Source organism: Variovorax paradoxus (assembly GCF_029919115.1).
Lineage (GTDB): Bacteria > Pseudomonadota > Gammaproteobacteria > Burkholderiales > Burkholderiaceae_C > Variovorax > Variovorax paradoxus_O.
Genome location: NZ_CP123990.1, coordinates 5,738,324 through 5,764,883, shown reverse-complemented (window position 1 = coordinate 5,764,883; position 26,560 = coordinate 5,738,324). Strand labels below are relative to the sequence as shown.

Below are 26,560 nucleotides of genomic sequence, written 5' to 3'. Positions count from 1 at the left end.
CGGTACTGTTGGACTGTCGCCGGTTGTTGCCGCGCTGCTCACGCAACCGCCCCTTCTGGGGGGACCTTTCGTCGCAATCGGCAAACATCCCTCCAGTGAGCGCCGGCGGGGCTGCTGCGATTGAGAAAATTCTTGGCCGACTCTCCATCGTCGAGAAGATCGCCCAGCCTGCGGGCGGAGATCGCACTCGGCTTCGGCGTCGTCATCGCGCTGATGCTCGCGTTGGGCATCGCTTTCCATCTCGGCGAACAGCGCTCCGCAACTGCCATCGAGAAGCTGCTGGACCGTGACAACCGGATGGTGGAGTTGAGCCTGCGCAGTTCGCTTGCGATGTACAAGGCGCGCGACGCGGAGAGGGACCTCCTGCTGTCGATGGAGCAGCTTGGGATGGCGCAGGCGAGCGCGCAGTTGCTGCCGGCCTTGAGGAATCATCTGCGGGACATGAGGGCAGATCTCGCCAGTCTTCGTGACCTCTCGAGCGACCCGCTGCTAAAAAGTGAGGTCGACCAGATCGAGACCCAGATCCAGCAATACGAGAGCGGATTTCTCGCGTTCCTCGCGCAGGATCGCAAGGAGGGGTCGCCAGGTTCGACACAGGGGTTCCGCCAAGCCCATGCCGCCGCGGCTGCTGGCATCGAGTCCTCGGTCGAGACCTTGCATGCCGCTGCGACCCGGCAGGCCTTTCAAACGCGCCGCGACGTCGAACGCGCAGCCGCATTCTCGCGATGGGCCGCCGTTGCGTTGGTCGCCCTGGCTGCCCTTCTGGGCATGGTGGCCGCGCGGGTCATCTCTCATCGCATCATGGGTTCCATCGAGCAGCTCATCGATTTTTCCCGGCGCGTCGGCGCGGGAGACTTCAATGCGAGAGTGCCGCAAGGCCGCACGGATGAATTCGGCGTCCTCGCGAGCGCGATGAACCAGATGGCCGAGGCGATCGAGAATTCCGAGGTGCTCCTGCAGGGCAGCGCCGACCACCTGAAGCACCAGGCCACGCACGATGAATTGACGGGGCTTCCGAACCGGGTGCTGCTGGAAGACCGTCTCAGGCAGGCCATTTCGTATGCCGACAGATATGGACGGCTGATGACCGTGGTGTTTATCAACCTCGACGGCTTCAAGCTGGTCAACGACAGCTTGAGCCATAGGGCGGGGGACGAATTGCTGAAGATCATGGCAGGGCGGATGAGCGAGTGCCTGCGCAGCGTGGACACGGTCGTGCGGACGAGCGGCGACGAATTCGTGATCATTTTGTACGACCAGCCCGGCAACGGGACGCAAGTCGCGCAGGCCTTGCAGCGGTTGCTCGACGACATTGCCCGCCCGGTCCAGGTCGATGGCCACGAGGTCCAGGTCACCGGCAGCCTCGGGGTGGCCACCTATCCTGCAGACGGGGCCGACGCCGACGCGTTGCTCATGAACGCCGAAGCTGCCATGTACCGCGCCAAGTCGTCAGGCCGGAACAATTTCCAGTTCTATGCGGAGGAGATGAACCGCGCGACGCGCGACAAGCTCTCGATGCGGGAGGGTTTGCGCCATGCCGTTGCGCGCGGCGAGCTCTACCTCGTGTATCAGCCTCAGGTGGAGATGGGATCGGGCCGAGTGACAGGTGTCGAGGCATTGGTCCGATGGCAGCATCCTGAGCAGGGCCTGGTCTCTCCGGTGCAATTCATTCCGCTGGCAGAAGAGACCGGCCTCATCGTTCCCATCGGCGAATGGGTGCTGCGCACCGCCTGCTTCCAGAACAAGGCCTGGCAGGAGGCCGGGTTGCCCGCCTTCAGCGTCTCTGTCAATGTGTCCGCCCGGCAGTTCAAGGAGCGGACCTTGATCGAACAGATCGCGCGGGCGCTCAAGGACAGCGGGCTCGAGGCCCGTTTTCTTGAACTGGAGCTGACCGAAAGCATGGTCATGGAAGACCTGGAGAAGGCCCTGGAGTCGATGCAGGCCCTGCGCGCGACGGGCGTGCAGTTCTCGATCGACGATTTCGGAACCGGCTACTCAAGCCTGAGTGCGCTCAAGCGCTTTCCGATTGCCAGGCTGAAGATCGACCGCGCCTTCGTGCGCGACATTCCCGGCGACGAAGAGGACAAAGCCATCGCCAAGGCCATCATTTCACTGGGGCATGAGCTCAATCTCAAGGTCATCGCCGAAGGCGTCGAAACCGAGGAACAGCTGGAATTCCTGCGCGCCCATGGCTGCGACGAAATGCAGGGCTACCTGTTCAGCCCGCCGGTGCCGCCCACCGAACTGCCCGCGTTGATCGAACATGCCAGTTTCCGAGGAACCCCGATGTCCGTGGAGAGTTGAACAGCGCCCATTCCGAGTGGGTCGACATACATGAGGTACGGCCGCGGATTCTTTGAAAACCCCGGCGAGTGCGGCCTTGCGCTTGCAGTGGCTGCTGCGTGAGATCGACGCCGCGGTGTATCCGCAGATGGAAGGCACTGTAGACGACGTTCGGGCCGCCGGGGATAGCTACCGCGGATGCCGCGATCCCGCAACTGGTCGATCCCGCTGCGACCCACCTCGTCGAACACGTACGCCTCGCCGTCCACCACGCACTGACCGCTTCTGTGCTTGCCCAGGCTGTGCGTGATCTCCGGAAACCAGGTGGTGGCATCGGTGCCAAGGCGCGTGCGCAGCTGCATGGCGCCATCGAACTCGGCCAGGATGCGGTAGCCGTCCATCTTCAACGCATAGACCGCTCCCGGCTCCGCGAGGTCGAGCAGGCGCTCGTCGAGGCGCATGGGCCGACAGCGGTCCCCCATTGGCCATGGCGCCACTCTGGACCCGACAGCAGCGCCCGGGTCAGTCGATCTGGCCATCTGAAGCAGATGCCAGCGATGCACTCGGGACGGTCGCCCTGTTGCATTTCCAGCATCTTTTTTCCCTACGGAAGAGCGCGCCTGGCTACCCCACCGCGCTTGCGCACGCAGGCGCCTTCCACAAAGATCACGTCACCGGTCTCAACAGGACCGGCAGCGTTTCCTCGGCGGCGGCGCATGCGAGTGCGCACCGGACACTCCCTGTCGAGAAGACCCTTCAAGGCCTGCAGTGCCCAAAGCCTGGAGGCTTTGTTGTTTGGCAGAGCTCCTGCGCCTAGGCGGCCGGTTTGCGGGCCGTAGCCACAGGGCGCCGGCGCTGGCGACGGGTGGCCTTGTCCACTGCGGCCTGCAGCAACTTCAGGCGATAAACCACACGGTCGATGTCCGCGGCCAATCCGAACTCTTTCGGGAAACTGCGGTTGCGCCACGAAACAGCGGGCAGCCTCAGCGCCGTCGCTCCGGGGCTCGACGATTCCGCAAATTCGGCAATGCTCAAGGCGATGCCCTGTGCGGCAGCTTCGAGCGATTCCATCGCCAGCGCAATATCGGCATCCCACTTCGTCATCTGTTCCTTGACCGATGTGGGCGAAGTCGCTTTCGCGAAGTCGCTCCTGTGGCGGATGCTGCGCTCATAGGTGCCTTTGCCCATTGCTATTTTTGGTGGAGAGAAGTCGACGCCGCCAGCAACCGCCTCGGGGACGTGGTTCGATGCGGACAACCCTAGATCGTTCGGCGCTCACTTCCTGTCGGCAAAGGTCCTGAATCCGGCAAGGACGACGAGACGCCTCTGTTGACCATTGAGGCGCCCCCGGATGCGGAGCTGCCCTGATGTGCGTAACAATGGGTCCACCGGTGGCGGCATGCGCTCACCGGACAAAACGACATGGAGCGAGGACAGCAATGAATCTCTATCCGCCGGACGAAAAGGTCGGGGGCCCGCTCGCGCCTGCGGACTGGACCATGGCCGTGGGTCTGGAAGGCCAAGGAGACAGCGCCTTCTACTTCGCCGACATCCAATGCGCGCGTAAAAATGTCTGCCGCCTTGTCGTCGCTGGCGTGCAATCGGAGGATGAGGCACGCCGCCTGCTGGCCGTCAAGGCACGGCATTGGATCGACGAGTACCTGTCGCGGCCGCATACGGGCACCACCGTGTTCGCCCCCCTGGATCCTTAGCAGGGAAGCCTCTGCCAGCGCTCGGTGAGGTGCGGCACGGCGCCAAGTCTGGCTTCACCGCGATGACCTTTTGCTGCTGCCGGGCCAGACCGGCAACGGTGCATGGGCCGGCGGCCGCGACTGTCGCGCTGCACACCCATCCGTCGTTGGCAGGCACGGCGCATTGCCCGGCCAGGTGCCTTACAAAGAAGCCGCGCCCTGACATTGAATCCTGCAGCCGGCGCAACCATTCAGACTGTGCCCGGCCCGAACAACCCGAGCGCGGGACCGCCGCATGGTCCGATGCCGCTCTCGTTCCTGATGCGCCTGCAGCACGAGGCCCTCCTCGTTCGCGTCGCGGAGCCCAAAGACATCCCGGGGGGAGAAGTCGAAACCGGTGGGCAGGCGCTTGCTGTGGATCTTTGCGTGCACTTGACGCACACGTCATCGACTGCGAGCACCGCGCGGTGGGATGGCCGCCGCTGCTGCGCGAGGCCGGCGCGTGGAGGGCGACGGGGCGCCCCAAGCGAAAAAGAGCGGCCCGCTGGACTTAGGAATGGACGGGCGCCAGCTGAGGGCGCACATTCTTTGCGGCGGCGCGCGCGTAGGTTCCCGCGAGAAGCAGCGCAGCCAAAGCAACGTGAATGCAAACAACGGTGGTGGTCATGCAGGCAGTGTAGGCCGCGCGCCGCCGTCGCGGTGGCTGCAAAGGCAATGGCCTCACATCTTCAGCCAGATTGGGCCGCCACCGACGCAGACGGCGGCTTTCTCCGCGCGATCGAGAGACCCGTCGCAAAGCGGGTATGCCGCACTTTGGATGGTCGAGACGCTACAGTGGGGCATGGACCATGAGCAGCGCGCCAGGAACCCAGAGTTCTTCGGTGACGACCAGCAGAATTGATCAGAATTACCGCCCCTGATGCAACAACAAGTTCTCTCCGCACATGACATCTTCCCGCACATACGCGTGGTCATGGGCATGGTCATCGGTCTCGGCCTGACCCGTCTGCTGTCGGGGGTCGCACGCATCGTGCAGCACCCGACCCACTTCCGGCTGTACGCCGTCCACCTCGCCTGGGTCGGTTCCGTGCTGTTGGCGCTGGTGCATTTCTGGTGGTGGGAGTTCGGCCTCTTCCAGATCCAGACCTGGACTTTCGGGACCTATGCGTTCATCGTCAGCTATGCCGTTGTGCTGTTCCTGCTGTGCGCCTTGCTCTTTCCCGACAGCATGCGGGACTATGAGAGCTATGAAGACTATTTCTATGCCCGCCGCGCATGGTTCTTCGGTCTGCTCGCCGCGACCTTTATGCTGGATGTGGTCGACACCCTGATCAAGGGAGAGGCGCACTTCGCGCGCTTTGCACCGGAATACCTGATCCGCACCCCGTTCTTGTGGTGCTCTGCGTGGTCGCGGCAGCCACGGTCAACCGGCACTTCCACAGGTTGTTTGTCTGCGCCATGCTGGTCTACCAGCTATCGTGGATTTTCCGTCTCTTCGACACGCTGGACTGATGCGGTCTCGGTCAGGACAGTCGTGGATTCAGTACGGCCTCCGCGTGGCATTGCCTTGATCGACGTTTCAGCGCGTCAGCCGTCGATTTGCTCGCATGGGACGCGGCGTCCGCTCGTCGCGCTCACCCTTCGCCCGCCCTTCCGGATGCCGCGCACCGGAGTGCATCAGCGCTGGCGATGATTGGGTGGCGAACCGGCAACGGAGTGCGTGCTCCAGCGACCTTGGGAAATGCCGGCTTGTGAAGCATCCCGCGCACTAGAGATTCGAGGCGCGATGCCATCAAACGCTGATGTGTCATCGCTGGTCCGAGCCGAAAAGGAAATGCGGAGCGAGCGCTGCTTGCAATGCGCGAAGTGAAGGCGGCTGTTGCGGCGCTCGTTGATCGGCATCCCGTCTCGGACCCGCTGCCCTCCAAGCTCGCGGCGCAGATCTCGCCTCTGGCGTTCAAGCGCCCCTCCTGGTTGAACCGAGGGAACGCGCATCGTCACGCGGCGTTCGCTTGCCCCGAGACACACGCTTACGCGCATGCGGAGCCGGCCGGCGCAAAACCTAGGGGCGGGCTGCGTCGCCTGGATCGGCCGGCGGCTTGGTTTCACCGCCGTCTCTTTTGAAGACGCTGAGCTGCCCGTCGGGCTCCAGCCTCGCGATCCTCACCGCATCGATCGATTCGACGCCTTGTTCCCGCAGCTTGCTGAGCAGTTCGTCTGTGGAGATCATCTCGCGCCGCAGGGCGCGCCTGTTCACTCGGCCATGGCGAATCAAGACCTCGGGCACAGGCTCCAGTAAGCGAGAGACGGGCTCGAACCGGTAGCTCAGCCAGTCGAGCGCGAAGTTCCAGAAGATCAAGGTCGACAGCAGCACCAGGCCATCGTTGATGGACTTGTACTCGCCCTGCATGGCGTTGCTCGAGGCATCCGCGACCAGCACGACGAACAGCAGGTCTGCGACGCCCATGGAGCCGATGTCGCGCCGAAGAATGAAACGAAACACCAACAGCAGGAACCAGTAGACAACGGTCCCGCGCAGGACCATGTGCCACACCGGATACTCGCGCGCGAAAAGATGGAGGATGTCATTCATCGCATGCCTTTCAGATCAGGGCCGATGCAGGGCCCTCATGACAACAAGTCGGAGCGGGCTTCGCGAGATCGCGAACGCCGCCTCGCCGCGCGCAACGCAGTCTCGGAAGGTCATTCGGCGAGCAGGTCCACTGCGACGGCAGGCAGGATGCGCAAGGATATGGAGCCCCGCATCCGGGCCGCACTTCAAGAAGACGACCGCTGCCCTCACGTTGCCACGCGGGAACCATCGGCGAGACCGCGTCGGCCGTCGGGTTGCTCCCCGCGCCGCGGCCCCGAGCCTGTCGCAGGCCCGGGTGGAGGGACTTTGCGAAAGCACGGCGAGCGGAGTGCCCCGTATGCGGCGGACGCGGGGCAAACCGATAGCCGCCACCGCCATGCGTTGGCGACTGACCTTCCCGACGCTGCGCCACGGCTGCAGGAAGAGGCCACGTCGAAGCTGGACTCAGCGCGATGTCGAATGGGGCGCAGCCGGGGCGTCGGCCTCCTCGCCTCGCTCGCCGGGATCGCCCGACGGCTTGTTGGCCTCACGTCCCATTCGGCTTCCCTTGGCTGGCGAGTCGATACCGACCTGGCGGTTCTGTTCGATGTTCACGGGCGAAAGCTGAGGCTTGTCGTGGGTGGAGGTGGCCCGCCCCCCCGAGGTGGGCGTTGAAGATGGGTCAGGTTGCGCAGGTTGTTTCATCAGGGTTCCTCGGTGTTGCCTTGGAAGATGGTCCGCGCAGGCCGCCGATTCTGTAGGTCAGGACGCCGCCCCCGCGTCCTGGGACGCACTCGACTTCCTTCACCGCGTCCTCAAGGCGCCGGTGGCGATCGGACTCGACGGCGCACCGACCGTCGGGATCATCCTGTACGCCGAGACGGACGATACGGAAGTGGCGCTCGCATTGAACAGCAAGTCGAATCCCATCGGCGTGACCGAGCACGGCCTGCAGGGCGCGCTGCCCGCGGACATGAAGGGCAACGGGTCCTCTGCGCGCGAGTCGTGATGGCGGGGCCACGAGCGTGCGATGGACCACGTACCCTGCGCACATGATCGATGCCCTTCAGACGAAGTCTCACGGCAGTTCCAGGCCCGACGACGAGTACCAGGGCTCGTCGTCACTCGCGATCCACGGGAGCGGCACTCTGCCTGGCCTGCTTTCGTAACTCGCGATCCAGATCACTGCCCGCGCGCCAAGCGCGGCATGCGCCTGGACGACGGTCCGGGTCGGACCTGCGTCGACCAGTCGGCACAGAAAAGCTGCTCCCCAATAAATGTCGGCGGAGTAGCTCATGCCGTCGGCGTACGTGGGACCCGAGAGCATTCGCGTCTGCCACTGGTTGCGCACTGGCGCGATGCCAATTTCCGCCACCCCTAGGCCCGTCCGGGTTGTCATCGTTGCCACCTTTTTGACGATCGCGAGCTGCCGGAACTCGCTTCGGAGCCGCTCTCGCTTCACATGGTGGGGCATTCGGGCCGGCGAAGGAACTTTTATTTCATTCCGAAGCACAAGCGGCAAACCGTGCAGCGCCCACCTTCTCCTGCAAAGCGCATAGCCCTGCGACGCGCCCGAGCGGATTCATCAGCAACAACGTCGAGCTGATCCTCGTCGAGTGGGCATTCGCGCGCGCCATGATTCCTCGGCAGAGACGATGTCGGTCCGTCCTTGAGGAAGCGATCCGGTTCAATGCAGGCATTGACGCAAGCCTTGCAGACGCGATGCGCTCGATTCGGAACACAGGGCCAACTCGAGCAACACCTTTCTGGCGATGCGCGGTCTCGAGCGCAGCCCGCTCGGCGCGCTCAGCGCCTGTGTGCATCTTCTGAGCCATGGGATCGGCGGCAAGCCCAACGATCGCGCGTTGCGAAATGCAAGGCAAAGCACCACGTCGATCAGCGGAATCCTCACCGACCTCTCGAGTACACGCGCACTCGGCTCGATCCGCGCTGCCTACCCGTGCAAGCTGGAAGCGGACATCGCCTCGGCCGTGACGATGGATCTCGACGCGCCGCTGCGCCAGGTGCCCTGCACCCGTTGCGCGAGATTGCACGGCGCACAGGCCCGCCTCGATGTTGCATCCGGAAGTACCTGCAGGGCAGCGAAGAAATGCGCGATTGACAAGGGGTGCTGGAGCTTCTAGGATTTGAACACTCGTTTAAACCAGGTGGTGAAACATGAGTGCTGAGCCCGAGGTCCGTCGGCGCCGATCCGCAGCCTCACAGCTGCACGACGGTGATGCGACCCAGACGCGTGAACGCATCCTGGATGCCGCTTTCCGGCGCCTGGTGGCCGAAGGCTACGCCGCGCTGAGCGTGCGAGAAATCGCCCGCGACGCCGGCGTCAACCATGCGCTGATCAACTACCACTTCCGCAGCAAGGACCAGCTGGTGATCGAGGTGCTCGACGCGGTCAACCAGCGGCTGCTGGCGCGCCAGGCGTCGATGTACGCCGGCGCGGGAGGCTTTGCGCAGAAGTGGGCCAGCGCGCGGCGCTTCTACGAGGAAGACCTCAGATCGGGTTTCGTGCGCCTGCAGGCCGAGCTGTGGGCGGCGAGCCTCTCCAACCTGGAGCTGCGAGAGAAGTTCCTGCCGCGCCTGCTGGCCTGGAAGAAGCTGGTGCTGGGCGCGGTGCGCGAAGCCGTGGAGGCGCTGGAGGCCGACGGCGGCTCGCTGCCGGCGCCGTTCACGCCCGAGGTCATCGCATGCTGGATCTCGGAGTTCTGGCTCGGCATGGAGTTCGCCGATCTGCTCGGCGTGAAGGAAGAGCAGGCCCAGCATCGCGCGGCGCTCGATGCCGTGCAGTGGTTGCTGGAGTCGCTCGATGCGCGAGCCGTCGCCAAGGCGCAGCCCCCGTCCCGGGCGCGGAGCCGGCGATGAGCAAGCCGGATCGCCCCCTGCCCGAGCGCCTGGCGCGCAACGCCGGCCCGCTGCCCGCGCCTGGCGCCGTGCCGGCGGGGCACGCATCGCCCTACGAGACCGTCGAGCCGGTGCAGCAGGGCTTCATCGATCGCGATGGTGTGCCGATCTGGTATGCGACCTGGGGCAACAGCGGCCCCTGGATCGCCTTCGCGCCGCCTTTCCAGATCGTGCACAGTCAAATGCTCAAGGGTGTGGTGCCCTACCTGTCGCAGCACTTCCGCATCATCACGACGGACGGACGCGGCAACGGACGCTCGGGCCGCCCTGCGCAGCAGGATGGCTATAGCTTCGACCATTTCTACGGCGACTTCGTCGCGGTGCTGGACGCGGTCGGTGTGCAGCGCGTCGCGCTGGTCGGCATTTCGGCCGCCGCGCTCACGGTGCTGCGGCTGGCGGCCGAGCAACCGCAGCGCATCACGCACCTGGTCACCGCCGGAGGCTTTGCCGAATCGCTGGCGGGCGAACCCGAACTTGCACGCCGCCTGGAGATGGAGGACGCGCTGCTGCGCAGCGACTGGCCCGGCTATGTCGACTGGTTCATGGCCACCATCTTCAGCGAACCCCATTCGACCAAGCCGTACGAAGACGGCGCGCACTACGCCTGGGCCACCCGCGCAGACTGGCTGGGCTGGTGCCGCCGCGCTTGGCTTGGCAACGACGTGCGCGCGCTGGCGCGGCAGGTGGCCTGCCCGACACTGGTGATCCACGGGGACGAGGACCGGCGCGTCGGCTACGCCAGGGGATGCGAGATCCACGCGCTGGTCGAGGGCTCGAAGATGCTGACCGTCGCCGCCGGCGGCCACGTCACGGCGGCGCGCGACCCGGTGCTGTTCAACCGCACGCTGCGCGAATTCATCGGCGCCTTGCCGCGCGAGCGGACGTGGACGCGCGCCATGAGCCGCCCGCGCCGCGCGCTGTTCATCTCGAGCCCCATCGGCCTGGGCCATGTGCAGCGCGACCTGGCCATCGCGCGCGAGCTGCGCAAGCTTCAGCCGGATCTGGCGATCGAATGGTTCACCACCGACCCTGCCGCGGCCTACCTCGAGCGCGAAGGCGAACGGCTGCACCCGATCACCCGGCGACTGGCGAACGAGAGCCGCCACTTCGAGGCGCTGGCAGGCGAGCATGACCTGTCGGCATTCTTCGCGCTGCGCACGATGGACGAGGTCATGAGCCGCAACTTCATGACCTTCGTCGACCTCGTCGAAGCCGAGCACTACGACATCGTGGTCGGCGACGAAGCCTGGGAGGTGGACTACCACTACCACGAGAACCCGGAACTCAAGCGCCAACCCTACGTGTTTCTCACCGACTTCGTCGGCTGTCTGCCGATGGAGGAAGGCAACGCGCGCGAGGCGGCCTTGTGCGCTGATCGCAACGCCGACGAGCTGGAGCACGTGGCGCGCTACCCCTACCTGCGCGACGCGGCGATCTTCGTGGGCAACCGCGAGGACGTGACCGAACAGACCTTCGGTCCCGGCTTGCCGGGCATCCGCGACTGGACGGACCGCAACTTCTGCTACTGCGGCTACTGCCTGCCCTTCGACCCGTCCGCGCTGGCGGATACCGAACGCCTGCGCGCGCGGCTGGGCTACCGCAGCGACGAGAAGATCGCGATCGCCGCGGTCGGCGGTACTGCCACCGGCATTCATCTGCTCAAGCGCATTGCGGCGGCGTTCCCGCGCATGAAGCGCGAGTTGCCGCAGCTGCGGCTGATCCTGGTCACCGGCCCGCGGCTGTCCGCCGACGCATTCGCACCGCAACCCGGGCTTGAACTGCGGCCCTACGTGCACAACCTCTTCGAGCATCTCGCCTGCTGCGACCTCGCCCTGGTGCAGGGCGGCCTGTCGACCACGATGGAACTGGTGGCCACGCGACGGCCTTTCCTGAGCTTCCCGCTGCAGCGGCATTTCGAGCAGTGCGTGCATGTGCGCCAGCGCCTGGCCAACTACGCTGCGGACCGCTCGGTGGACTATGCGGCGACCTTGGACCCGGACGCCCTCGCGTTGCGAGCCCTGGGCGCCATGCATGAACCGGTGCGCTACCGCCCGGTCGAAACCGATGGCGCCGCACGCGCGGCGCGGCGCATTGCGCAGGTGCTGGACAACCGCGGAGGGTCACGATGAAACCGCCTGCGTCCATCGGCGCGCCCGACGGCACCTGCCGCCCGCCGCCCCGGCCCTCCGGCTGCGAAGTGCCGTAGCTCCGGGCTCCCGCACTCGGGCGCCCCCGACCCTGCCGCTACCGCACCCGGGCCCCCGGAGGCTCGGGCGGATGACCTCGGCCTGCCCGCTGCGGGGGTGAAGGCGTGGCCGCTTCTCGAGCTTCCCCGCGCAAGGAGTACGTTCATGGCTTTCGTCGCTGCACTCTATGGGCTGGTGGTCTACCTCTTCTTTCTCGCCACCTTCGTCTACGCCATCGGCTTCGTCGGCAACCTGCCGCTGCTGCCCAAGACCATCGACAGCGGCAGCCCCGTGCCACTGGCCGAGGCGGTCGTCGTCAACCTCTTGCTGCTGGGCCTCTTCGCGGTGCAACACAGCGTGATGGCCCGGCGCGGCTTCAAGCGCTGGTGGACGCGGCTGGTACCCGAGGCGGTCGAGCGCAGCACCTTCGTGCTTGCGGCGAGCGCGGCACTGGCGCTGCTGCTGTGGCAATGGCGCCCCATGGCCGAACCCGTCGTCTGGTCGGTCCATGACCCGGTTGCGCGCTGGGCGCTGCTCGGCGTCTTCTGGCTGGGTTGGGGCGTGCTGCTCGTCAGCACCTTCCTGATCAACCACTTCGAACTGTTCGGCCTGCGCCAGGTGTGGGCCAACCTGCGCGGCCAGGAACTGCCGGCGCCGGCCTTCCACACGCCGCTGTTCTACCGCCACGTGCGCCATCCGATCTACCTGGGATTCGTGCTGGCCTTCTGGGCCACGCCCACCATGACGGCGGGCCACCTGCTCTTCGCGGCGGCCTGCACCGGCTACATCCTGATCGGCATCTGGTTCGAGGAGCGCGACCTGGTCGCGCAGTTCGGCCAGCGCTATCTCGTCTACCGCGACCAGGTCGGGATGCTGTTGCCCAAGCGCAGCCGGCGTGAGCGCAAGACGCCCACGGGACCCTGAGCGAACGCAGGTGGCGAGGCCGCGGCGGCAATCAGGCGCCCAGGCTCACCGCACCGATCGCTGCTGTGACCACGAAGTGGCATGGACATGGCCGCCACCGAAGATGGCCGTCGCGCTGTTCCAGGGCGCCGGCCGCTCAAAGACGCTGCCGGCGCCATGCGACGGCACCACCGCCCGACTGCGGCCTGACAGCGCGCGAGAGTGGGGGGCATTCAAACTCACCGCCAGCGGCGCACGTTCCGGCTTTCCGGCATGAGGCCACGCAGGACGACGTGCGACGCCCTGCGGCTGAGCCGTCACAGGAGCACCCCTGCGAAACCCGGCCGTTCAGCTGCAGGGTTGGCTGCGCTGCTTGCACGGCTTGGCGCGATCATTTCGATCGTTCGATCGAAAGGCAGTCAACGGCCTTCACTGGGTTCAACGGCTCGACGTGGGCACCGGCGACCCGGGCGAACGTCCGTCTATAAATAGACTAACGGGATCCGACTGGTCACAGCCACCGCCAATGAGCGCCGACGCCCTTATGCACTTCGACGCCCATCCAAGGCCTTGCAAAATCAAACGTTTCCCGTTAGTCTATTTTTATGGTTCATCCCCACAGGCCGCTTTCCCTCTTCGACGAGTTCAAGCCCGAGGCGCATGCGCTGGTCTTCGAGCAGGCGTTTGACGCCTGGCTGACATCCCAGCGTGACGGCGGTTTGCTGCGCCAGGAGCGTTCGATGGAGGTCTACCAGCACATGTGGAACGCCTTCTCGGCCTGGTGCCTGGCGCAGTCCCCCGTCGTGAGCCTGTCCTCCCTGAGGCCGGCAGACCTGCAGGCATTCCAGGCGGCGCGATTCGGCAGGAAGGCGTCCGACCTCTCGCTGTCACCGCGTTATGCGCTGCGCCTGATGCGGCTGATCGAACGCGTGCTGCGCCATCACGCAGCGCAAGATGAGTCCCCGGCCAGCAATGCCGCCGCGGATTGGATCAGGGGCAAGCCGCAGGTGCGGTTCGCCGACTCGCCGAACGCCGACCCGCTGCCCGAATACCTGCCAGTCCTCGAGGCCAAGCAGCTCATCGCCTTTGTCTCCGCGGCCCGGCCCCGGCCGGGAAGTTCGCGGGCTGCAGGCGCCTCCATGACCTGGCAAGATGTGCGCAACCGGGCGTCGATCGGTTTGCAGCTCGGCGCCGGACTCACGCCTGGAGACGTGCGTGTCCTGACATTGACCTCCCCTGTTGCGCACGGTGGCCGCATCCTTGATCGGCCCTGGAAAATCCAAGTCCCTGCGTATGGCGACAGCCCGGCGCGGGAGACACCCCTGGCGCCCTGGGCTGCCGAGCTGCTGCGGTACTGGCTGACCGTGCGCGCGGAGGCGGGCATCGCAGGGCCCTATCTTTTTCCCTCCACGCGCAGCGGCAAGCAATGGCAAAGGGCATCCCAGTACGCATGCGCCACCCGCGTGCTCGAGGACGCCGGCGTCGACTCGCGCGAGGGCGGATCATTCCGGCTGCGGCATACGTTTGCACTCAGGCAGCTGCGCCGAGGAACGTCGCCCGAGCAGGTGGCCCGATGGCTGGGTATCGAGCCCAAGAAGATGAAGCGCTATGAGCGGGTGCTGCCGGGCGGGCCGGAGGTCGTCTGACGGGCGAGCACCACCCTGCGACAGGACGCAACCATGCTCCCGGGGCCCATCAAGCCCGATTCGAAAGGAACGAGGCGGCCCTTGCCCTCTCGTTCGACCGGCCCACGAGCTCGCGTCTGCGCGCACGCGGCTCACTGCGACACGAGCGCAATCCCCTTGAACTGCCCCGCCTTCGCATCCTTGCGGGGCTGCGGATAACGCTGCGGCGAGAAGCGGTGCAGGAGCTCCGCCTCGCGCTCGACAGCGAGCGCCAGGTTGGCCAGCTTCACATGCCCGAACCCGCGGATCGAGAGCGGCAGCGCCGCGATCTGTGCGGCGAGAGGCTGGTTGGCGCAGGAGAGCGCCGCAGCCAATTCATCGAGCCGCTGCTCGAAATGGGCGATGAGTGCACGCTCGGTCCGGCGCTCCTGCGTGTAGCCGAACAGGTCGAAGCCCGTGCCTCGCAGCCGCTTGCCGTGCGCCAGCCACTTCATCACCGGCAGCATCCACGCGCCCAGGCGGATCTTGGCGGGCGCCTGACCGTGGGCGGGGCGTGACAGCAGCGGCGGCGCCATGTGGAATTCGAGCTTGAGGTCGCCTTCGAACTGGTCCTTGAGTTTTCGCAGGAACGCGCCGTCGGTGTAGAGGCGCGCGACCTCGTACTCGTCCTTGTAGCTCATGAGCTTGAGCAGACTGCGCGCCGCGTTGCGCGTGAAGGGCAGCCGCGGGTCGCCGCCCGGCAGCGCGGACTCGGCCGCCTGCAGTGCACGAACGCGCCTTTCGAAGCGCTGCGCCCATGCGGCGTTCTGGTAGCCGGTGAGATGGCGGCGCGCATCGGCCACGAGCGCGTCCAGCGGGCGCTCGTCGGCTTGCTGCGCCTGCTCTTGCACGGGCGCGGCACGCAGCTTGTCCAGCGCCGCGGGATCGCCCGCCGCGAGCCGGCCCAGCGAAAACGCCGACTGGTTGGCCGCCACGGCCACGCCGTTGAGCTCGATCGCATGCATCAGCGCCTCCAGGCTCAGCGGCACCAGGCCGCGCTGCCACGCATAACCGGTCGCGACGATGTTCGCGGCCAGCGTGTCGCCGAGGAACTCCTCGGCCAGGCTCTGCGCGTCGAAGGTCTCGACCTGTGCCTCGCCCGCGACGAAGCGCATCTTTTCGAGCAGCAGATCCACATGCAGCTCGGCATCGGGGTTGCGCAGCGACTCGGCGACCGGAATCTCGTGGATGTTCGCGAGCACCCGCGTGCGCCCGTGCCGCACGGTCTGCAGCGCGTCGGCGGAGGCGCCCACCACCACGTCGCAAGCCAGGAGGGCGTCGGCCTGCTGCGTGTCGATGCGCACCTGGTTCAGCCGCTCGGGCGTGTCGGCCAGCCGCACGAAACTCAGCACCGCGCCGCCCTTCTGCGCGAAGCCCATGAAGTCGAGCACGCTGGCCGATTTGCCTTCGAGGTGCGCGGCCATCGCGACGACGGCGCCGACAGTCACCACGCCGGTGCCGCCCACGCCGGTCACCAGCAGGTCGTAGGGACCGCTCCACGCGTGCGGCGCCGGATGCGCCAGCGCGGCCACGCGCTGCAGGAAGGCATCGCGCCCCGATGCGAGCGCTCCGCTTTTGCGGCGCAGCTTGCCGCCGGTGACGCCCACGAAGCTCGGGCAGAAGCCCTTGGCGCAGGAATAATCCTTGTTGCAGCTGGTCTGGTCGATCTTGCGCTTGCGGCCCATCGGCGTCTCGTGCGGGAGCACCGCCACGCAGTTGCTCTGCACGGTGCAGTCGCCGCAGCCTTCGCACACGGCCTCGTTGATGAAGAGCCGACGGGGCGGATCGGCCAGCTCGCCCTTCTTGCGGCGGCGGCGTTTCTCGGCGGCGCAGGTCTGCTCGTAGATGAGCACGGTCACGCCGGGCATCTCGCGCAGGCGCCGCTGCACCTCGTCGAGCGCGGCGCGGTTGTGGAACTCGGTGCCGCGCGGAAAGCGGTTCCTGATGGCGCCGTACTTTTCGATCGCATCGCTCACGACCACCACCTTGGTGACGCCTTCCGATTCCACCTGCCGCGCGATCGCATCCACGCTGATGACCCCGTCGACCGGCTGGCCGCCGGTCATCGCAACCGCGTCGTTGAACAGGATCTTGTAGGTGAGCGTCGCCTGGGCCGCGACGGCCTGGCGGATGGCGAGATAGCCCGAGTGGTAGTAGGTGCCGTCGCCGAGGTTCTGGAACACATGCGGCGTCTTCGTGAACATCGCATGCGAGATCCAGTCGACGCCCTCGCCGCCCATCTGGATGAGGCCCGCCGTGCTGCGGTCCATCCAGTTGGCCATGAAGTGGCAACCGATGCCCGCGCGCGCCGTCGATCCCTCGGGCACCTTGGTGCTGGTGTTGTGCGGGCAGCCGGCGCAGAAGTACGGCAGACGCTTGACGGCATCGCTCGCATTGCCCAGCAGCTCGGGCGGCGTGAAGTCGCGCACATGCTGCAGATGGTCGCCCAGATCGCGGTTGTCGGGAAAATGCGCCGCAAGCCAGTGCGCGACCAGCTCGATCAGCCGCGACGGGCGCAGTTCGCCGAGCGCGGACACGAGGGGCCGGCCTTCGCGGTCGTGCTTGCCCACGAGCACCGGGCGCGCGCCGGCGGGGGCGTTGTAGAAGATGTCGCGCAGCTGCGTCTCGACCACCGCGCCCTTTTCTTCCACCACGAGGATTTCCTCGAGCCCGCGCGCGAAGTCCTGGATGCGCGTCTGCTCGAGCGGAAAGCTCAGTCCCACCTTGTAGAGCCGCACACCGACTCGCGCGAGCTGCTCGGGCGAGAGTTCCAGGCGCCGCAGCACCTCCATCAGGTCATGGTGCGCCTTGCCGCAGGTGACGATGCCCACCCTCGCATGCGGGCTCACGATGACGTGGCGGTCGATGCTGTTGCGCCGCGCGAACGCGGCCACGGCCGCGAGCTTGTCCTCCAGCCGCGACTCGATGCGCAGCGACGGCAGGTCGGGCCAACGGTAGTGCAGCCCGTCCGGCGGCGGGCGGTGGCCGGTGGCGGTGCGCACCGCGTCGGCGTCTTCCCAGGCGGCCACGCGCGCGTTCACCGCGTCGAGGTCCACGGTGCCCGCACTCTCGACGATCTCGGACAGCGCCGCCATGCCGACCCACGCGCCCGAATAGCGCGACAGCTCGTAGCCGTACAGTCCGAACTCCAGGTACTCGGCCACGCTCGCAGGCTGCATCACGGGCATGCGCCATGCCATGAAGGCGTGGTCGCTCTGGTGCGGCATCGACGACGACACGCAGCCGTGGTCGTCGCCCGCCACCACCAGCACGCCGCCGTGCGGCGACGAGCCGTAGGCATTGCCGTGCTTGAGCGCGTCACCCGCGCGGTCCACGCCCGGCCCCTTGCCGTACCACATGGCGTACACGCCGTCGACGGTGCGCTCGGGGTCGGACTCCACGCGCTGGGTGCCGAGCACCTGCGTGGCCGCGAGTTCCTCGTTCACCGCGGGCACGAAGCGGATACCGGTCTCCTTGAAGCGGTCGCCGGCCTTCCAGATCGCCTGGTCGACCATGCCCAGCGGCGAGCCGCGGTAGCCGCTGACGAAGCCCTGCGTGTGCAGGCCGCGCGCCGCGTCGCGCTGCTTCTGCATCGCCAGGATGCGGACCAGCGCCTGCGTGCCGGTGATGTAGACCGCGCCGGCATCGGCCCAGAGGTTGTCGGAAAGCTGGTAGTCGGGCCGCTGGAGCGCGGTTGGCTTGTGGGGGGCGTTCATGCCCGGAATTGTTCTGCCGCACCCCGAGTAAGTGTTTCTTCAATACACTGGCGCAGACCCTTGTTTGAAGAAGAATCCTCTCGGAAATTGCGATGAACGTTGATTCTGTTTCTCTTGACGACCATTGCCTCAAGATCCTTTCTGCACTGCAGCACGACGGGCGGCAAACGGTGCAACAGATTTCGGAGGCGGTGGGACTCTCGCCAACGCCCTGCTGGAAGCGCATCAAGGACATGGAAGCCGCCGGCGTGATCCGCGGCTACACCACACGGGTCGACCCCGAACTCGTGGGCCTGCACGTTTCGGCCGTGGCCGAGGTGAACCTGGACCGCCACAGCGAAGCGATGGTGCAGCGCTTCGAGGACGTGGTGGCCGCGTGCCCGCAGATCATCCGCTGCGTCTCCGCCACGGGACCCGCGGACTACATCCTCCACGTGACGGTGCCCGACATGAAGCACTACGAGCGTTTCCTGCACGAGGTGCTCTTCAGCCTCCCGGGCGTCACGCACGTGCGCTCGAGCATCGTGCTGCGCGAGATCAAGTCGGAGGTCGCGCTGCCGCTCGGCCACCTGCTCGGAGCAAAGGCGAGCGTGGCGCCCACGCGGCGCTAGACGCGTGTCCACCCAGCAAGCCGCCGCTGGTGTGGTGCTGGGGCGGCTGGTGGCCGTCCAGGCGGCGCTCACCGTGGCCGTGGACTGCGTGCATCCTGTGGGGATCACGGTCCCCGTCTGTCAGACCCTGCCGCTCCCCCGCCCCTTTCACAAGGCCGAGGGCAGGAATGGAAGACCGCGGAAGAGCGAACGGCCCGGACATGCGGGCGGCAAGCGCGCTGCGTGCTTTGGCTTTATCGGCCCGCACAACTAGCACATTGCGCAGTAGCGACTTCCACCAGATTCTTCAACGATGCACAGCCCGCCTTCGGCCAAGGAGCCTTTCATGCGCACGCTGCTGATCGACAACCACGACTCGTTCACCTACAACCTCTACCAGTACCTGGCGGCCTGCAACGGCGAGCCTCCGATCGTGCTGCGCAACAACGAGAGGCACTGGGACGAGGTCGAGCGCATGCACTTCGACAACATCGTCATCTCGCCGGGCCCCGGACGTCCGCAGCGGCGCGCCGACCTCGGCATCTCGGCGGACGCGCTGCAGCGCTCTCGCAAGCCCGTGCTCGGCGTCTGCCTGGGCCACCAGGCCATCGCCCACCACTGCGGTGCCCGGGTCGACCTGGCGGTGCGCCCGATGCACGGCCGCCTGGACCGCGTCTCGCACGCGCAGCGCGACCTCTTCGCCGGCATTCCGGATCGCTTCGAGGCGGTGCGCTACCACTCCCTCGCGGTCACGCAGTTGCCCTCATCCTTGGAACCCCTCGCCTGGACATCCGATGGCACATTGATGGGCCTGCGTCACGTCTCCCTGCCCTGGTGGGGGGTGCAGTTCCATCCGGAGTCGATCTGCACCGAATTCGGCGCGCGGCTGCTGCGCAACTTCAGGGACCTGACGCAGGCGTGGCTCGCACAGGCGCCCCAACGAAACGCACACGATCGCTTCGGCCCCGTGCTGCGCTTCGAAGGCCCGCAGGCGCTGTCGCTGCACGCGGAGTGCATCGACACCGCGGCCGATCCGGAGGCCGTGTTCATGGGCACGTTCGCACAGCGCGACTGCGCTTTCTGGCTGGACAGCAGCCTGGCCGAGCCCGGGCGGGCGCGCTTCTCCTTCATGGGCGACGCCACCGGGCCGCGCACCCAGGTGCTGAACTACCGCACCGCACCGCGTGAACTGATGGTGCGCCGGGGCGACGTCGTCCAGGTGCGTGACGAGAGCATCTTCGACTACCTTCGCGATCACCTGCCCGGCGAGCCGCCTGCAGGCCCTGCACTCCCCTTCGACTTCGCGTGCGGCTTCGTGGGCTACTTCGGCTATGAGCTCAAACGGGAGCTGGACGGTGCGCGTGCCCACGACGCGGACACGCCGGACGCGATGTGGATCCTCGCCGACCGCTACCTCGCCTTCGACCACGTCGAGCAGCAGGTCTGGATCGTGTGCCTGGATGAGGCCGCACCGTGCAACGAGAATCGCCGCTGGATGCAGACCATGCGCGCGCGGCTCGAAGGCGCACAGGCGAGCGTGCCGGAGGACAGCGCGGACGCTGCCTGCGACCTGCATTCACTGGCCTGGCAGAAGGACCTGGCGATCTACCGGGAGCTCATCCTGCGCTGCCAGCACGAGATCCTGCAGGGCGAGACCTACGAGGTCTGCCTCACGAACCAGCTGGTCGGCGAAGGGCGCATCCGCCCGCTGGAGATCTACCGGGTCCTGCGCAGGCACAACCCCGCACCCTACGCGGCCTACCTGCGCGTCGGCGGCTATGCCGTGCTGTGCGCCTCGCCCGAACTCTTCCTGCGCATTTCCAGCGAAGGAGATGTGGAATCAAAGCCCATCAAGGGAACGGCCGCACGCGGCGCGACGCCGGCCGAGGACGAGGCGATCGCGGACGCCATGGTCGCCGACGAGAAGACTCGCGCCGAGAACCTGATGATCGTCGACCTGCTGCGCAACGATCTCAACCGCGTCTGCGAGATCGACAGCGTTCACGTGCCGAGCCTGTTCGCGGTCGAGACCTATGCCACTGTGCACCAGCTCGTCAGCACCATCCGGGGCCGGCTGCGTGCGGAGCTGGGTGCGGTCGACTGCATCCGCGCCGCGTTCCCCGGCGGCTCCATGACCGGTGCACCCAAGGTTCGCACGATGAAGATCCTGGACGAGCTCGAGGAAGCGGCCCGAGGGATCTACTCGGGCAGCATCGGCTATCTGTCGCTCAACGGCGCGGCGCAGCTCAACATCGTGATTCGCACCCTGGTGTCGGCCAACGGCCGCGTCTCCATCGGCGCCGGCGGCGCCATCGTCGCCATGTCCGATCCGGACGCCGAGGTCGAGGAGATTGTCCTGAAGGCGCAGGCGCTGTGGGACGTGCTCAGGCGTTGCGGTGCACCGCTCGGCCCGCGGCCAGGGATGGTGGGGGATGCCAGTGCCGCGGGCGATCCCGGGATCCCGCAGACCAACCCCACGCGGCCACCACCTGCGCCCGGTCATGGCTAGCGCACGGGCCAATCGCCACGGGATCCTGCTCATGCTGATGGCCATGGGCTGCTACGTACTCAACGATGTGTTCGTGAAGTTGGCGGCGCAGAGTCTGCCGCCCGGACAGGTCCTCGCCGTGCGCGGCGCCTTCGCCACCCTCTTTGTCCTGGCCCTCGCCCGGGGCGCGCGCGCCGGCTGGCGAACGGCGCTGCGTCCACTCGTCGCGGGCCGCTGTGGACTCGAGATCACGACCGCCCTCACTTCCGTCGTCGCCCTGTCGCTCGCGCCCCTCGCCACGGTCAGCACGCTCATGATGACCGCGCCGCTGATGATTGGCGCGACCGCGATGGCGCTGCGCTGGGAGCCCTGGCGCGTGAGCCGGTTGCTGGCAACGTTGGCAGGATTCGCCGGCGTTCTGCTGGTGATCCAGCCCTCGGCTCGCTCCGAGATCCCTGCCGCCGGCCTCGCCTGCGCACTGTTGTGCGCCGCCTCTCTCGCCGCACGTGACCTGGTGACCCGGCGCATTCCCGCCACGGTGCCGTCGTCGACCATCGCCGTGGCGACCACGCTCGCCGTGTGCCTGGGGGGCCTGCTGCTGGGTCTCGTGGAGCACTGGGCGCCGCTTACGCGCCACGAGCTCGGGATGCTCGCGGCGGCCGCGGGTTGCGCGGCCCTGGGCAACTACGCGCTCATCGTGGCCTGCCGAGGCGTCGATCTCTCCGTCGTCACGCCTTTTCGCTACAGCCTGATTGTCTGGGCCTTGCTGCTGGGGTACGCCATCTGGGGCGACATGCCCCGCCCCGAGGCCGCTGCCGGCGTGGTCCTGATCGTCGCAGCCGGTGCCTTCACCGTCTGGGCGGCACGCCGCCCTTGAGCGAACAATGGCGAAGACCAAAGTCGAGAAGACAGCAGAGGCGGCCGCGGTCGAGCGCCGTGACCATGCGTCTCGTTCGTGGAGGCGATCACACAGAGCACGCGGGCAACTGCATCGCAGCAACGAAGGGTTCGGATGCCGCCAACCCTATCAACTCTGACAGTGTCCCCGGTGTCCGTCATCAGGCTGTAATGCGGCCTCATTCAGCGAGGTGACCTGATGGAGATCATTGCGGGAACGATCGACTCTTTCTCGGCCGATGTGCTGTTCGACATGGCGCGCTACCGGCACGAGGTTTTTGTCGAGAAGCTGGGCTGGAAACTCCATACGCGCGGCCGGCTGGAACTCGACGAATTCGACCGCAAGGACACCATTTATCTGATCGCCCGCAGTCCCGAGGGCGAGATCGTCGGGACGAGCCGCCTGTTGCCCACGCACCGCCCCTATCTGCTGGCCAGCGTCTTCCCGGCGTTGCTCGGCGACACGCCGGCACCGTGCTCCCCAGACATCTGGGAACTGTCGCGATTCGCCGCTGCCGACGGGAAGCGGCTGGGGACAGGCGAGGATCCGCATGGATGGTCGCTCGCGCTGGACATGCTGAGCGTCGCGATGCAGACCGTCGCCAGGAAGGGCGGACGACGGATCATCAGCGCCTCGCCGCTGGGCATCGAGCGCATCCTGCGTCGCGCAGGCCTGTCCGCATACCGCGCGGCGCCGCCGGTGCGGGTCGATGGCCAGCTTCTGTTCGCCTGCCTCATCAACGTGGACAAGCACTGGTGTCCGCGTCGGGACCGCGACACTGACGCGATCGGCTGATTGCGAAGGATGCAGCGGCTTCCGGCATTTGTCAGTTCAGGAGCCCAAGACGCGAAGCGAACGCCGCGGCCGAGCTCTTGGTGGCAGCTCCCAGCTTGGCCATTGCATTCCTCAAATGGAAATCGACCGTCGGTTTCGAGATGCAGAGGATGGCCGCGATTTCGTCGCTCGTCTTCCCGTCGCCCGTCCAGCGCAGCACCTCCACCTGCCGCATTGTCAGAGGTTCGATCCCCGCGAGCGGACTGCCGCCCAGCAGGCGGCAGAACGCGCGATGAGCACGGATCACAAGCCACTGGAGCAGGAGGTCCTTCGCGCGCATCTCCGAAGCCGTCAACGGTTCGCCCGACCGGGCCAGCGACAGCATGCCGACCCGCGCGTCGGGCTCGGTGACCGATTGCGCCCAGCCGACGCGCAAGCCGAACGAGCGCGCCTCGTCCCACATCTGCGGCGCATCGCGGAAGACTTCGTTGCTCCAGACCACCGGGGTCCCGCTGTGCACGCCGTGGACGACCGTCGGATCCACGTGAAGATATCCCGCATGGATGTAGCGGTGGCTCCACCGCTCATCGTAGGTGCTGAACATCAAAGTCTTCTGTCGGGTGAAGGGCACAAGGGTGCGCAGCCCGTAGGCGCAGTGCTCGAAGCCGAGCTGCCTGGCAGCCGCGCTGACCTGCGCGAGCACCTGGGATGGTTCGCTTGCCTCGTTCAACCGAACGAGAACATCTTGGGTCCACTCGTTCATAGGTGCACTTCCTGCATCGTCGGACCCCTGCCTCTGTCGTACGCGCCGGTGGCACTCCCACCGGCGGCGCCCCGCAGGCGCCAGGGCCTGCGGCCTCACTCTCTGAACCAGGGCCCGCACTGCGCCTGCCTGCGGCATGCGCGTCGCGCCGGCCCGGGCGGGTGAAGGAGGCAAGGGTGCGACAGTCTAGAAGCCCCCCGAGGAACCCGGAGGCAAAATTCACCACCAATTCTGCCAATCTCGCGGGCCTGCGCATCGCGCACTGGCGCGGAGCCCAGGCCCGGGGGATTGCGGTCTGAACCCTCCCCACGTTGGCTCCTCACGATGATGCACAAGGTCTGGTTCCTGCTGCTCCCCGGCTTTCTTCTTCTCGACATCGTCCGCATGCTCGCGGTCTTCAAGGCCGCCAATGCTTCCCTGCGCAGGACAGGCCACAGGCTCGCCGCCTACGACGTTCGGCTGGTTTCTCCCGGCAGCGGCCAGGCCCTGAGTTCAAGCGGTGTGGCACTGTCGACGAGCGCATTGCCGCGCCGGCTCGCCGGTCGGGCGAGCTCGCTGTTCATCAGTGGCGAACCCGATCCGGGCTCGGCGGGACCAGCGAGCGTGCAGCGCCTGCGCGAATGGCTTTCCAGCAACCGGCGGCGCGTGGGCCGCCGCGCCGCGCTGGGCGCTCAGCCATTGCTGCCGCCCGTGCCGCATGTCGGCGCCGTGCGACGGCAGGAGCGCGCAGCGCCGCCGGCGCTGCGCTGTCGCGGGCAGGGACCGGACCGGTTCACGGCCTGCAACAAAACGCCCAGCTGGCGCGTCATCGAGCCCGGCCAGGGCGCCGACCTGGCGCTGTCCTGGATCGAGGAAGATCGGGGCGCTGCCTTTGCGGAGACGCTTGCCTCGCGCATGCCGGGACCGCGCAGCCGCCGCTGCGGCTTGCCGCGCCGTCGCCGCATGCCGTTCGAGCCCGCCGCCCCCGACGCGCGGATCAGCGCGCTGCATCGGTGGATCGCAGCACATCTGCAGGAGAAGCTCAGCGTCGCCCGATTGGCGCGTGAGGTCCACATGTCCACGCGCTCCTTCGCACGCTTCTACGAACGCGCGACCGGTCTCTCGCCCGGGCGTGGCGTGCAGCAGATCCGCCTCGACACTGCCCGTCGCCTGCTCGAAACGAGCACGCGTCCCCTAAAGGCCATCGCCGCGCAGTGCGGCTACGGGTCCCAGGAAGTGATGCGAAGGGCCTTCGTACGCGAGCTGCGGATGACGCCGCGCGACTACCGGCGTCGCCACGCGACGATGAAAGCTGCGGGCGCGGCCTAGCAGACCCCGGCGCACCGGTGCAGGCAGCGAGACCCTTGCCGCGCTTCGCCGGCCAGCCCGCAAGGCTAGTCCTCCGTCGCCCAGCATACGAGCCGCAAGTCGGCCAGCGGCACCAAGGCATGCGTGCCGTCGCCGAAGCGGACCTCGCCGACGTTGCCGTCCTTTGCCTTGAATCGCAATGATCCGCGCCGCCCACCATGCTCCACCACCAGCACGGTGCGGCCGCCGCTGTGGGCCCTGGGGATCCCGCCCCCGGGCAACGCCCCGGCCGACCCGGAAACCGGCTCGGGCGCTTCGCGGCGATGGCTTGTCCGGACACGTCCGATGGGCCCGCCCTGCGCGAGCAGTTCCTGGAGCTCTTGCGGGCGGTCTCGCGCGATGGCCATCAACTGGTAGAGCGCCCGCACATCCGCGCCGAGCCGGCCTGCCTCCACCGCTTCCCGCAACTGCACCGGCGCGTCGCTGAGCCGCGCAGCCTCGGTGATGAAAGATCGCGGCTTGGCCAGCCGGCGCGCGATCTCGGCGCGCGAATGGCCCTCCCCTTCCCGCTCGGCGATGAAGGCGGCCAGATCGAATGGCGACATGTCCTCGCGGTGCAGGTTCTCCGCCGCCTGTGCGAAGGGGTCGACCCGAGGGTCCACGAACGCCGGCACGCAGGACAAGCCGGCCAGGCGCGCCGCGCGCACCCTGCGCTCGCCGCGATTGACGATGTACCGTTCCGGATGCTCGGGATGGCATCGCAGGGACACCGGCTCCAGCACGCCATGCTCGCGGATCGATTCGGCCAGTTCCTCGATGCGTTCGACCCGTATGCGGCGGCGCGGCTGGCCGGGGTCGAAGTCGATGCGTTCGAGCGCCACCTGCATCGGTGTACCAGGGCTCGCGGGCGCGGCTTCGCCCGTGAGCAGATCGGCCGCCCTGAACTGCGACAGCGCACTCAGGTCCAGGCCGCCGGGTGCCTTCATGCCTGCGTGCCCGCCGACAGGGAAGCGTTCGATGCGTCGATGCGTTGCTGCAGCAGTTCGAACACCCGCATCACCTCGAGACTCGCCTCGCGTGCCGCGCTCTTGGGCAGCCGCCACACCGGAACGCCCGCGGCCAGCGCCTCGGGAATGGACGAGCGGATCGAGATCCGCGCCGGTATCACGAACTCCCGGAAGTTCAAGGCCAGGTCCTGCATCGCGGCCTTCTGCCGCAGCGAGTGCGGGTTGAACCGGTTCAGCAGAATGGCCGCCAGCCGCAATTGCGGGTTGTAGCGCCGCCTGACGCCGAAGACGGTCCTGAGCATGTCGGCCACGCCATCGATGCTGTACTCCTCCAGCTCGATCGGACAGGCGACCGCATCGCCGGCGATCAGCGCCGCGCTCATGCGCAAGCCCAGCGCCGGCGGCGTGTCGATCACGACGGAATCGAAATCCTGCGCGAGGCGCATCACGTTGCTGCGGAACAAAGGGATCACGAGATCCGCCTTCGCGAGCTCGACATCGGCCAGCTTCCTGCTGCCCGGCACCAGCGCAATGGTCTGAGCGACCGGCGAGGCGATCGCGCCGAGGTCCCGGCCGAACAGTTCCACCGCCTGGGCAATCGCCGAGCACCGGCTCAACGATTTCGAGCTGTTCGCCTGTGCGTCCAGATCGATCACGCACACCGAGTGACGTTGCACATCGGCCAGCCAGCATGCATACAGCACCGCCAGCGTGGACTTGCCGACGCCGCCCTTCTGGTTGCCGAAGATGACCACGTTGCCCATGACTTGCTCCTCAGGCCTCGACGCGAGATGCAGCGCTGTCGCACTGCAGTGGCAC

23 protein-coding genes are annotated in these 26,560 nt (G+C 67.1%); 14 read left to right on the top strand and 9 right to left on the bottom strand.

Annotated elements, in window-relative coordinates; all coding sequences use genetic code 11:
- The first annotated feature begins 132 nt into the window (after positions 1-132).
- The gene (locus QHG62_RS27480) at positions 133-2,304 is read left to right on the top strand and encodes a putative bifunctional diguanylate cyclase/phosphodiesterase (RefSeq protein WP_281148745.1); all 2,172 of its coding nucleotides are present in this window, start codon (positions 133-135) and stop codon (positions 2,302-2,304) included.
- On the opposite strand, the gene QHG62_RS27475 is transcribed toward QHG62_RS27480, so the two are convergent.
- Together QHG62_RS27475 and QHG62_RS27470 are read right to left on the bottom strand one after the other, a co-directional pair.
- Positions 2,211-2,744, bottom strand: a complete 534-nt coding sequence (locus tag QHG62_RS27475) for a hypothetical protein (protein ID WP_281148744.1) — start codon at positions 2,742-2,744, stop codon at positions 2,211-2,213. The two genes, QHG62_RS27480 and QHG62_RS27475, sit on opposite strands and share 94 nt — an antisense overlap.
- 352 nt (positions 2,745-3,096) lie before the next feature.
- Positions 3,097-3,540, bottom strand: coding sequence for a hypothetical protein (locus QHG62_RS27470; RefSeq protein WP_281148743.1), 444 nt, complete (start codon positions 3,538-3,540; stop codon positions 3,097-3,099).
- Positions 3,541-3,722: 182 nt separating this feature from the next.
- On the opposite strand from QHG62_RS27470, the gene QHG62_RS27465 reads away from it, so the two are divergent.
- Together QHG62_RS27465 and QHG62_RS27460 are read left to right on the top strand one after the other, a co-directional pair.
- Complete coding sequence (locus tag QHG62_RS27465) at positions 3,723-3,995, top strand: hypothetical protein (RefSeq protein WP_281148742.1); 273 nt, start codon at positions 3,723-3,725, stop codon at positions 3,993-3,995.
- A gap of 898 nt (positions 3,996-4,893) precedes the next feature.
- A complete protein-coding gene (locus tag QHG62_RS27460) occupies positions 4,894-5,667 on the top strand; it encodes a hypothetical protein (RefSeq protein ID WP_281148741.1) in 774 nt (257 codons plus the stop codon).
- Positions 5,668-6,036: 369 nt separating this feature from the next.
- On the opposite strand, the gene QHG62_RS27455 is transcribed toward QHG62_RS27460, so the two are convergent.
- The gene (locus tag QHG62_RS27455; RefSeq protein ID WP_281148740.1) at positions 6,037-6,567 is read right to left on the bottom strand and encodes a DUF421 domain-containing protein; all 531 of its coding nucleotides are present in this window, start codon (positions 6,565-6,567) and stop codon (positions 6,037-6,039) included.
- 444 nt (positions 6,568-7,011) lie between these two features.
- Complete coding sequence (locus QHG62_RS27450) at positions 7,012-7,251, bottom strand: hypothetical protein (RefSeq protein WP_281148738.1); 240 nt, start codon at positions 7,249-7,251, stop codon at positions 7,012-7,014.
- A gap of 121 nt (positions 7,252-7,372) precedes the next feature.
- On the opposite strand from QHG62_RS27450, the gene QHG62_RS27445 reads away from it, so the two are divergent.
- Positions 7,373-7,555 (top strand): hypothetical protein, encoded by a 183-nt coding sequence (locus QHG62_RS27445; protein ID WP_281148737.1) that lies wholly within the window; start codon positions 7,373-7,375, stop codon positions 7,553-7,555.
- 69 nt (positions 7,556-7,624) lie between these two features.
- Here the strand turns inward: QHG62_RS27445 and QHG62_RS27440 are convergent, their stop codons facing one another.
- Positions 7,625-7,945, bottom strand: a complete 321-nt coding sequence (locus tag QHG62_RS27440) for a hypothetical protein (RefSeq protein ID WP_281148736.1) — start codon at positions 7,943-7,945, stop codon at positions 7,625-7,627.
- A gap of 373 nt (positions 7,946-8,318) precedes the next feature.
- Here QHG62_RS27440 and QHG62_RS27435 point away from each other — a divergent pair, with 373 nt between their 5' ends.
- The 5 genes from QHG62_RS27435 (at position 8,319) to QHG62_RS27415 (ending at position 14,200) form a co-directional block, all read left to right on the top strand.
- Positions 8,319-8,690, top strand: coding sequence for a hypothetical protein (locus QHG62_RS27435; protein ID WP_281148735.1), 372 nt, complete (start codon positions 8,319-8,321; stop codon positions 8,688-8,690).
- 34 nt (positions 8,691-8,724) lie between these two features.
- Entirely contained in the window at positions 8,725-9,426 is a 702-nt protein-coding gene (locus QHG62_RS27430; RefSeq protein WP_281148734.1) for a TetR/AcrR family transcriptional regulator, read from the top strand.
- The gene (locus QHG62_RS27425) at positions 9,423-11,594 is read left to right on the top strand and encodes an alpha/beta hydrolase (protein WP_281148732.1); all 2,172 of its coding nucleotides are present in this window, start codon (positions 9,423-9,425) and stop codon (positions 11,592-11,594) included. Before QHG62_RS27430 ends, QHG62_RS27425 begins: the two co-directional genes overlap by 4 nt.
- Positions 11,595-11,816: 222 nt before the next feature.
- Positions 11,817-12,575 (top strand): methanethiol S-methyltransferase, encoded by a 759-nt coding sequence (gene mddA / locus QHG62_RS27420; RefSeq protein WP_281148731.1) that lies wholly within the window; start codon positions 11,817-11,819, stop codon positions 12,573-12,575.
- A gap of 584 nt (positions 12,576-13,159) precedes the next feature.
- Positions 13,160-14,200 carry a tyrosine-type recombinase/integrase gene (locus QHG62_RS27415; RefSeq protein ID WP_281148730.1) on the top strand — a complete coding sequence of 347 codons (1,041 nt, stop codon included), beginning with the start codon at positions 13,160-13,162 and terminating at the stop codon, positions 14,198-14,200.
- Positions 14,201-14,331: 131 nt separating this feature from the next.
- On the opposite strand, the gene QHG62_RS27410 is transcribed toward QHG62_RS27415, so the two are convergent.
- Positions 14,332-17,934 (bottom strand): indolepyruvate ferredoxin oxidoreductase family protein, encoded by a 3,603-nt coding sequence (locus QHG62_RS27410; RefSeq protein WP_281148729.1) that lies wholly within the window; start codon positions 17,932-17,934, stop codon positions 14,332-14,334.
- A 92-nt stretch (positions 17,935-18,026) separates the two neighbouring features.
- On the opposite strand from QHG62_RS27410, the gene QHG62_RS27405 reads away from it, so the two are divergent.
- The 4 genes from QHG62_RS27405 (at position 18,027) to QHG62_RS27390 (ending at position 22,705) form a co-directional block, all read left to right on the top strand.
- Positions 18,027-18,545: an Lrp/AsnC family transcriptional regulator gene (locus QHG62_RS27405; protein ID WP_281148728.1), complete on the top strand. Its 519-nt coding sequence runs from the start codon at positions 18,027-18,029 to the stop codon at positions 18,543-18,545.
- Between the two features lie 325 nt (positions 18,546-18,870).
- Positions 18,871-21,033 carry an aminodeoxychorismate synthase component I gene (gene pabB, locus QHG62_RS27400; protein WP_281148727.1) on the top strand — a complete coding sequence of 721 codons (2,163 nt, stop codon included), beginning with the start codon at positions 18,871-18,873 and terminating at the stop codon, positions 21,031-21,033.
- 31 nt (positions 21,034-21,064) lie between these two features.
- Positions 21,065-21,889, top strand: coding sequence for a DMT family transporter (locus QHG62_RS27395; RefSeq protein ID WP_281148725.1), 825 nt, complete (start codon positions 21,065-21,067; stop codon positions 21,887-21,889).
- Positions 21,890-22,108: 219 nt separating this feature from the next.
- Complete coding sequence (locus QHG62_RS27390) at positions 22,109-22,705, top strand: acyl-homoserine-lactone synthase (protein WP_281148724.1); 597 nt, start codon at positions 22,109-22,111, stop codon at positions 22,703-22,705.
- Positions 22,706-22,736: 31 nt separating this feature from the next.
- On the opposite strand, the gene QHG62_RS27385 is transcribed toward QHG62_RS27390, so the two are convergent.
- The gene (locus QHG62_RS27385; RefSeq protein WP_281148723.1) at positions 22,737-23,447 is read right to left on the bottom strand and encodes an autoinducer binding domain-containing protein; all 711 of its coding nucleotides are present in this window, start codon (positions 23,445-23,447) and stop codon (positions 22,737-22,739) included.
- A 324-nt stretch (positions 23,448-23,771) separates the two neighbouring features.
- Here QHG62_RS27385 and QHG62_RS27380 point away from each other — a divergent pair, with 324 nt between their 5' ends.
- Entirely contained in the window at positions 23,772-24,755 is a 984-nt protein-coding gene (locus QHG62_RS27380) for a GlxA family transcriptional regulator (protein WP_281148722.1), read from the top strand.
- Between the two features lie 65 nt (positions 24,756-24,820).
- Here QHG62_RS27380 and QHG62_RS27375 read toward each other — a convergent pair whose 3' ends face one another.
- Positions 24,821-25,720 (bottom strand): ParB/RepB/Spo0J family partition protein, encoded by a 900-nt coding sequence (locus QHG62_RS27375; RefSeq protein WP_281148721.1) that lies wholly within the window; start codon positions 25,718-25,720, stop codon positions 24,821-24,823.
- Complete coding sequence (locus QHG62_RS27370; protein WP_281148720.1) at positions 25,717-26,505, bottom strand: ParA family protein; 789 nt, start codon at positions 26,503-26,505, stop codon at positions 25,717-25,719. The genes QHG62_RS27375 and QHG62_RS27370 overlap by 4 nt, the downstream gene beginning before the upstream one ends.
- Positions 26,506-26,560 lie beyond the last annotated feature (55 nt).

Bases quoted from the DNA above. Each gene is read 5' to 3' on its own strand.
- QHG62_RS27475 (WP_281148744.1), bottom strand. From the start codon at position 2,744: ATGCGCCTCGACGAGCGCCTGCTCGACCTCGCGGAGCCGGGAGCGGTC.
- QHG62_RS27465 (WP_281148742.1), top strand. From the start codon at position 3,723: ATGAATCTCTATCCGCCGGACGAAAAGGTCGGGGGCCCGCTCGCGCCT.
- QHG62_RS27460 (WP_281148741.1), top strand. From the start codon at position 4,894: ATGCAACAACAAGTTCTCTCCGCACATGACATCTTCCCGCACATACGC.
- QHG62_RS27455 (WP_281148740.1), bottom strand. From the start codon at position 6,567: ATGAATGACATCCTCCATCTTTTCGCGCGCGAGTATCCGGTGTGGCAC.
- QHG62_RS27450 (WP_281148738.1), bottom strand. From the start codon at position 7,251: ATGAAACAACCTGCGCAACCTGACCCATCTTCAACGCCCACCTCGGGG.
- QHG62_RS27440 (WP_281148736.1), bottom strand. From the start codon at position 7,945: ATGACAACCCGGACGGGCCTAGGGGTGGCGGAAATTGGCATCGCGCCA.
- QHG62_RS27435 (WP_281148735.1), top strand. From the start codon at position 8,319: ATGCGCGGTCTCGAGCGCAGCCCGCTCGGCGCGCTCAGCGCCTGTGTG.
- QHG62_RS27430 (WP_281148734.1), top strand. From the start codon at position 8,725: ATGAGTGCTGAGCCCGAGGTCCGTCGGCGCCGATCCGCAGCCTCACAG.
- QHG62_RS27425 (WP_281148732.1), top strand. From the start codon at position 9,423: ATGAGCAAGCCGGATCGCCCCCTGCCCGAGCGCCTGGCGCGCAACGCC.
- mddA (WP_281148731.1), top strand. From the start codon at position 11,817: ATGGCTTTCGTCGCTGCACTCTATGGGCTGGTGGTCTACCTCTTCTTT.
- QHG62_RS27415 (WP_281148730.1), top strand. From the start codon at position 13,160: ATGGTTCATCCCCACAGGCCGCTTTCCCTCTTCGACGAGTTCAAGCCC.
- QHG62_RS27410 (WP_281148729.1), bottom strand. From the start codon at position 17,934: ATGAACGCCCCCCACAAGCCAACCGCGCTCCAGCGGCCCGACTACCAG.
- QHG62_RS27405 (WP_281148728.1), top strand. From the start codon at position 18,027: ATGAACGTTGATTCTGTTTCTCTTGACGACCATTGCCTCAAGATCCTT.
- pabB (WP_281148727.1), top strand. From the start codon at position 18,871: ATGCGCACGCTGCTGATCGACAACCACGACTCGTTCACCTACAACCTC.
- QHG62_RS27395 (WP_281148725.1), top strand. From the start codon at position 21,065: ATGCTGATGGCCATGGGCTGCTACGTACTCAACGATGTGTTCGTGAAG.
- QHG62_RS27390 (WP_281148724.1), top strand. From the start codon at position 22,109: ATGGAGATCATTGCGGGAACGATCGACTCTTTCTCGGCCGATGTGCTG.
- QHG62_RS27385 (WP_281148723.1), bottom strand. From the start codon at position 23,447: ATGAACGAGTGGACCCAAGATGTTCTCGTTCGGTTGAACGAGGCAAGC.
- QHG62_RS27380 (WP_281148722.1), top strand. From the start codon at position 23,772: ATGATGCACAAGGTCTGGTTCCTGCTGCTCCCCGGCTTTCTTCTTCTC.
- QHG62_RS27375 (WP_281148721.1), bottom strand. From the start codon at position 25,720: ATGAAGGCACCCGGCGGCCTGGACCTGAGTGCGCTGTCGCAGTTCAGG.
- QHG62_RS27370 (WP_281148720.1), bottom strand. From the start codon at position 26,505: ATGGGCAACGTGGTCATCTTCGGCAACCAGAAGGGCGGCGTCGGCAAG.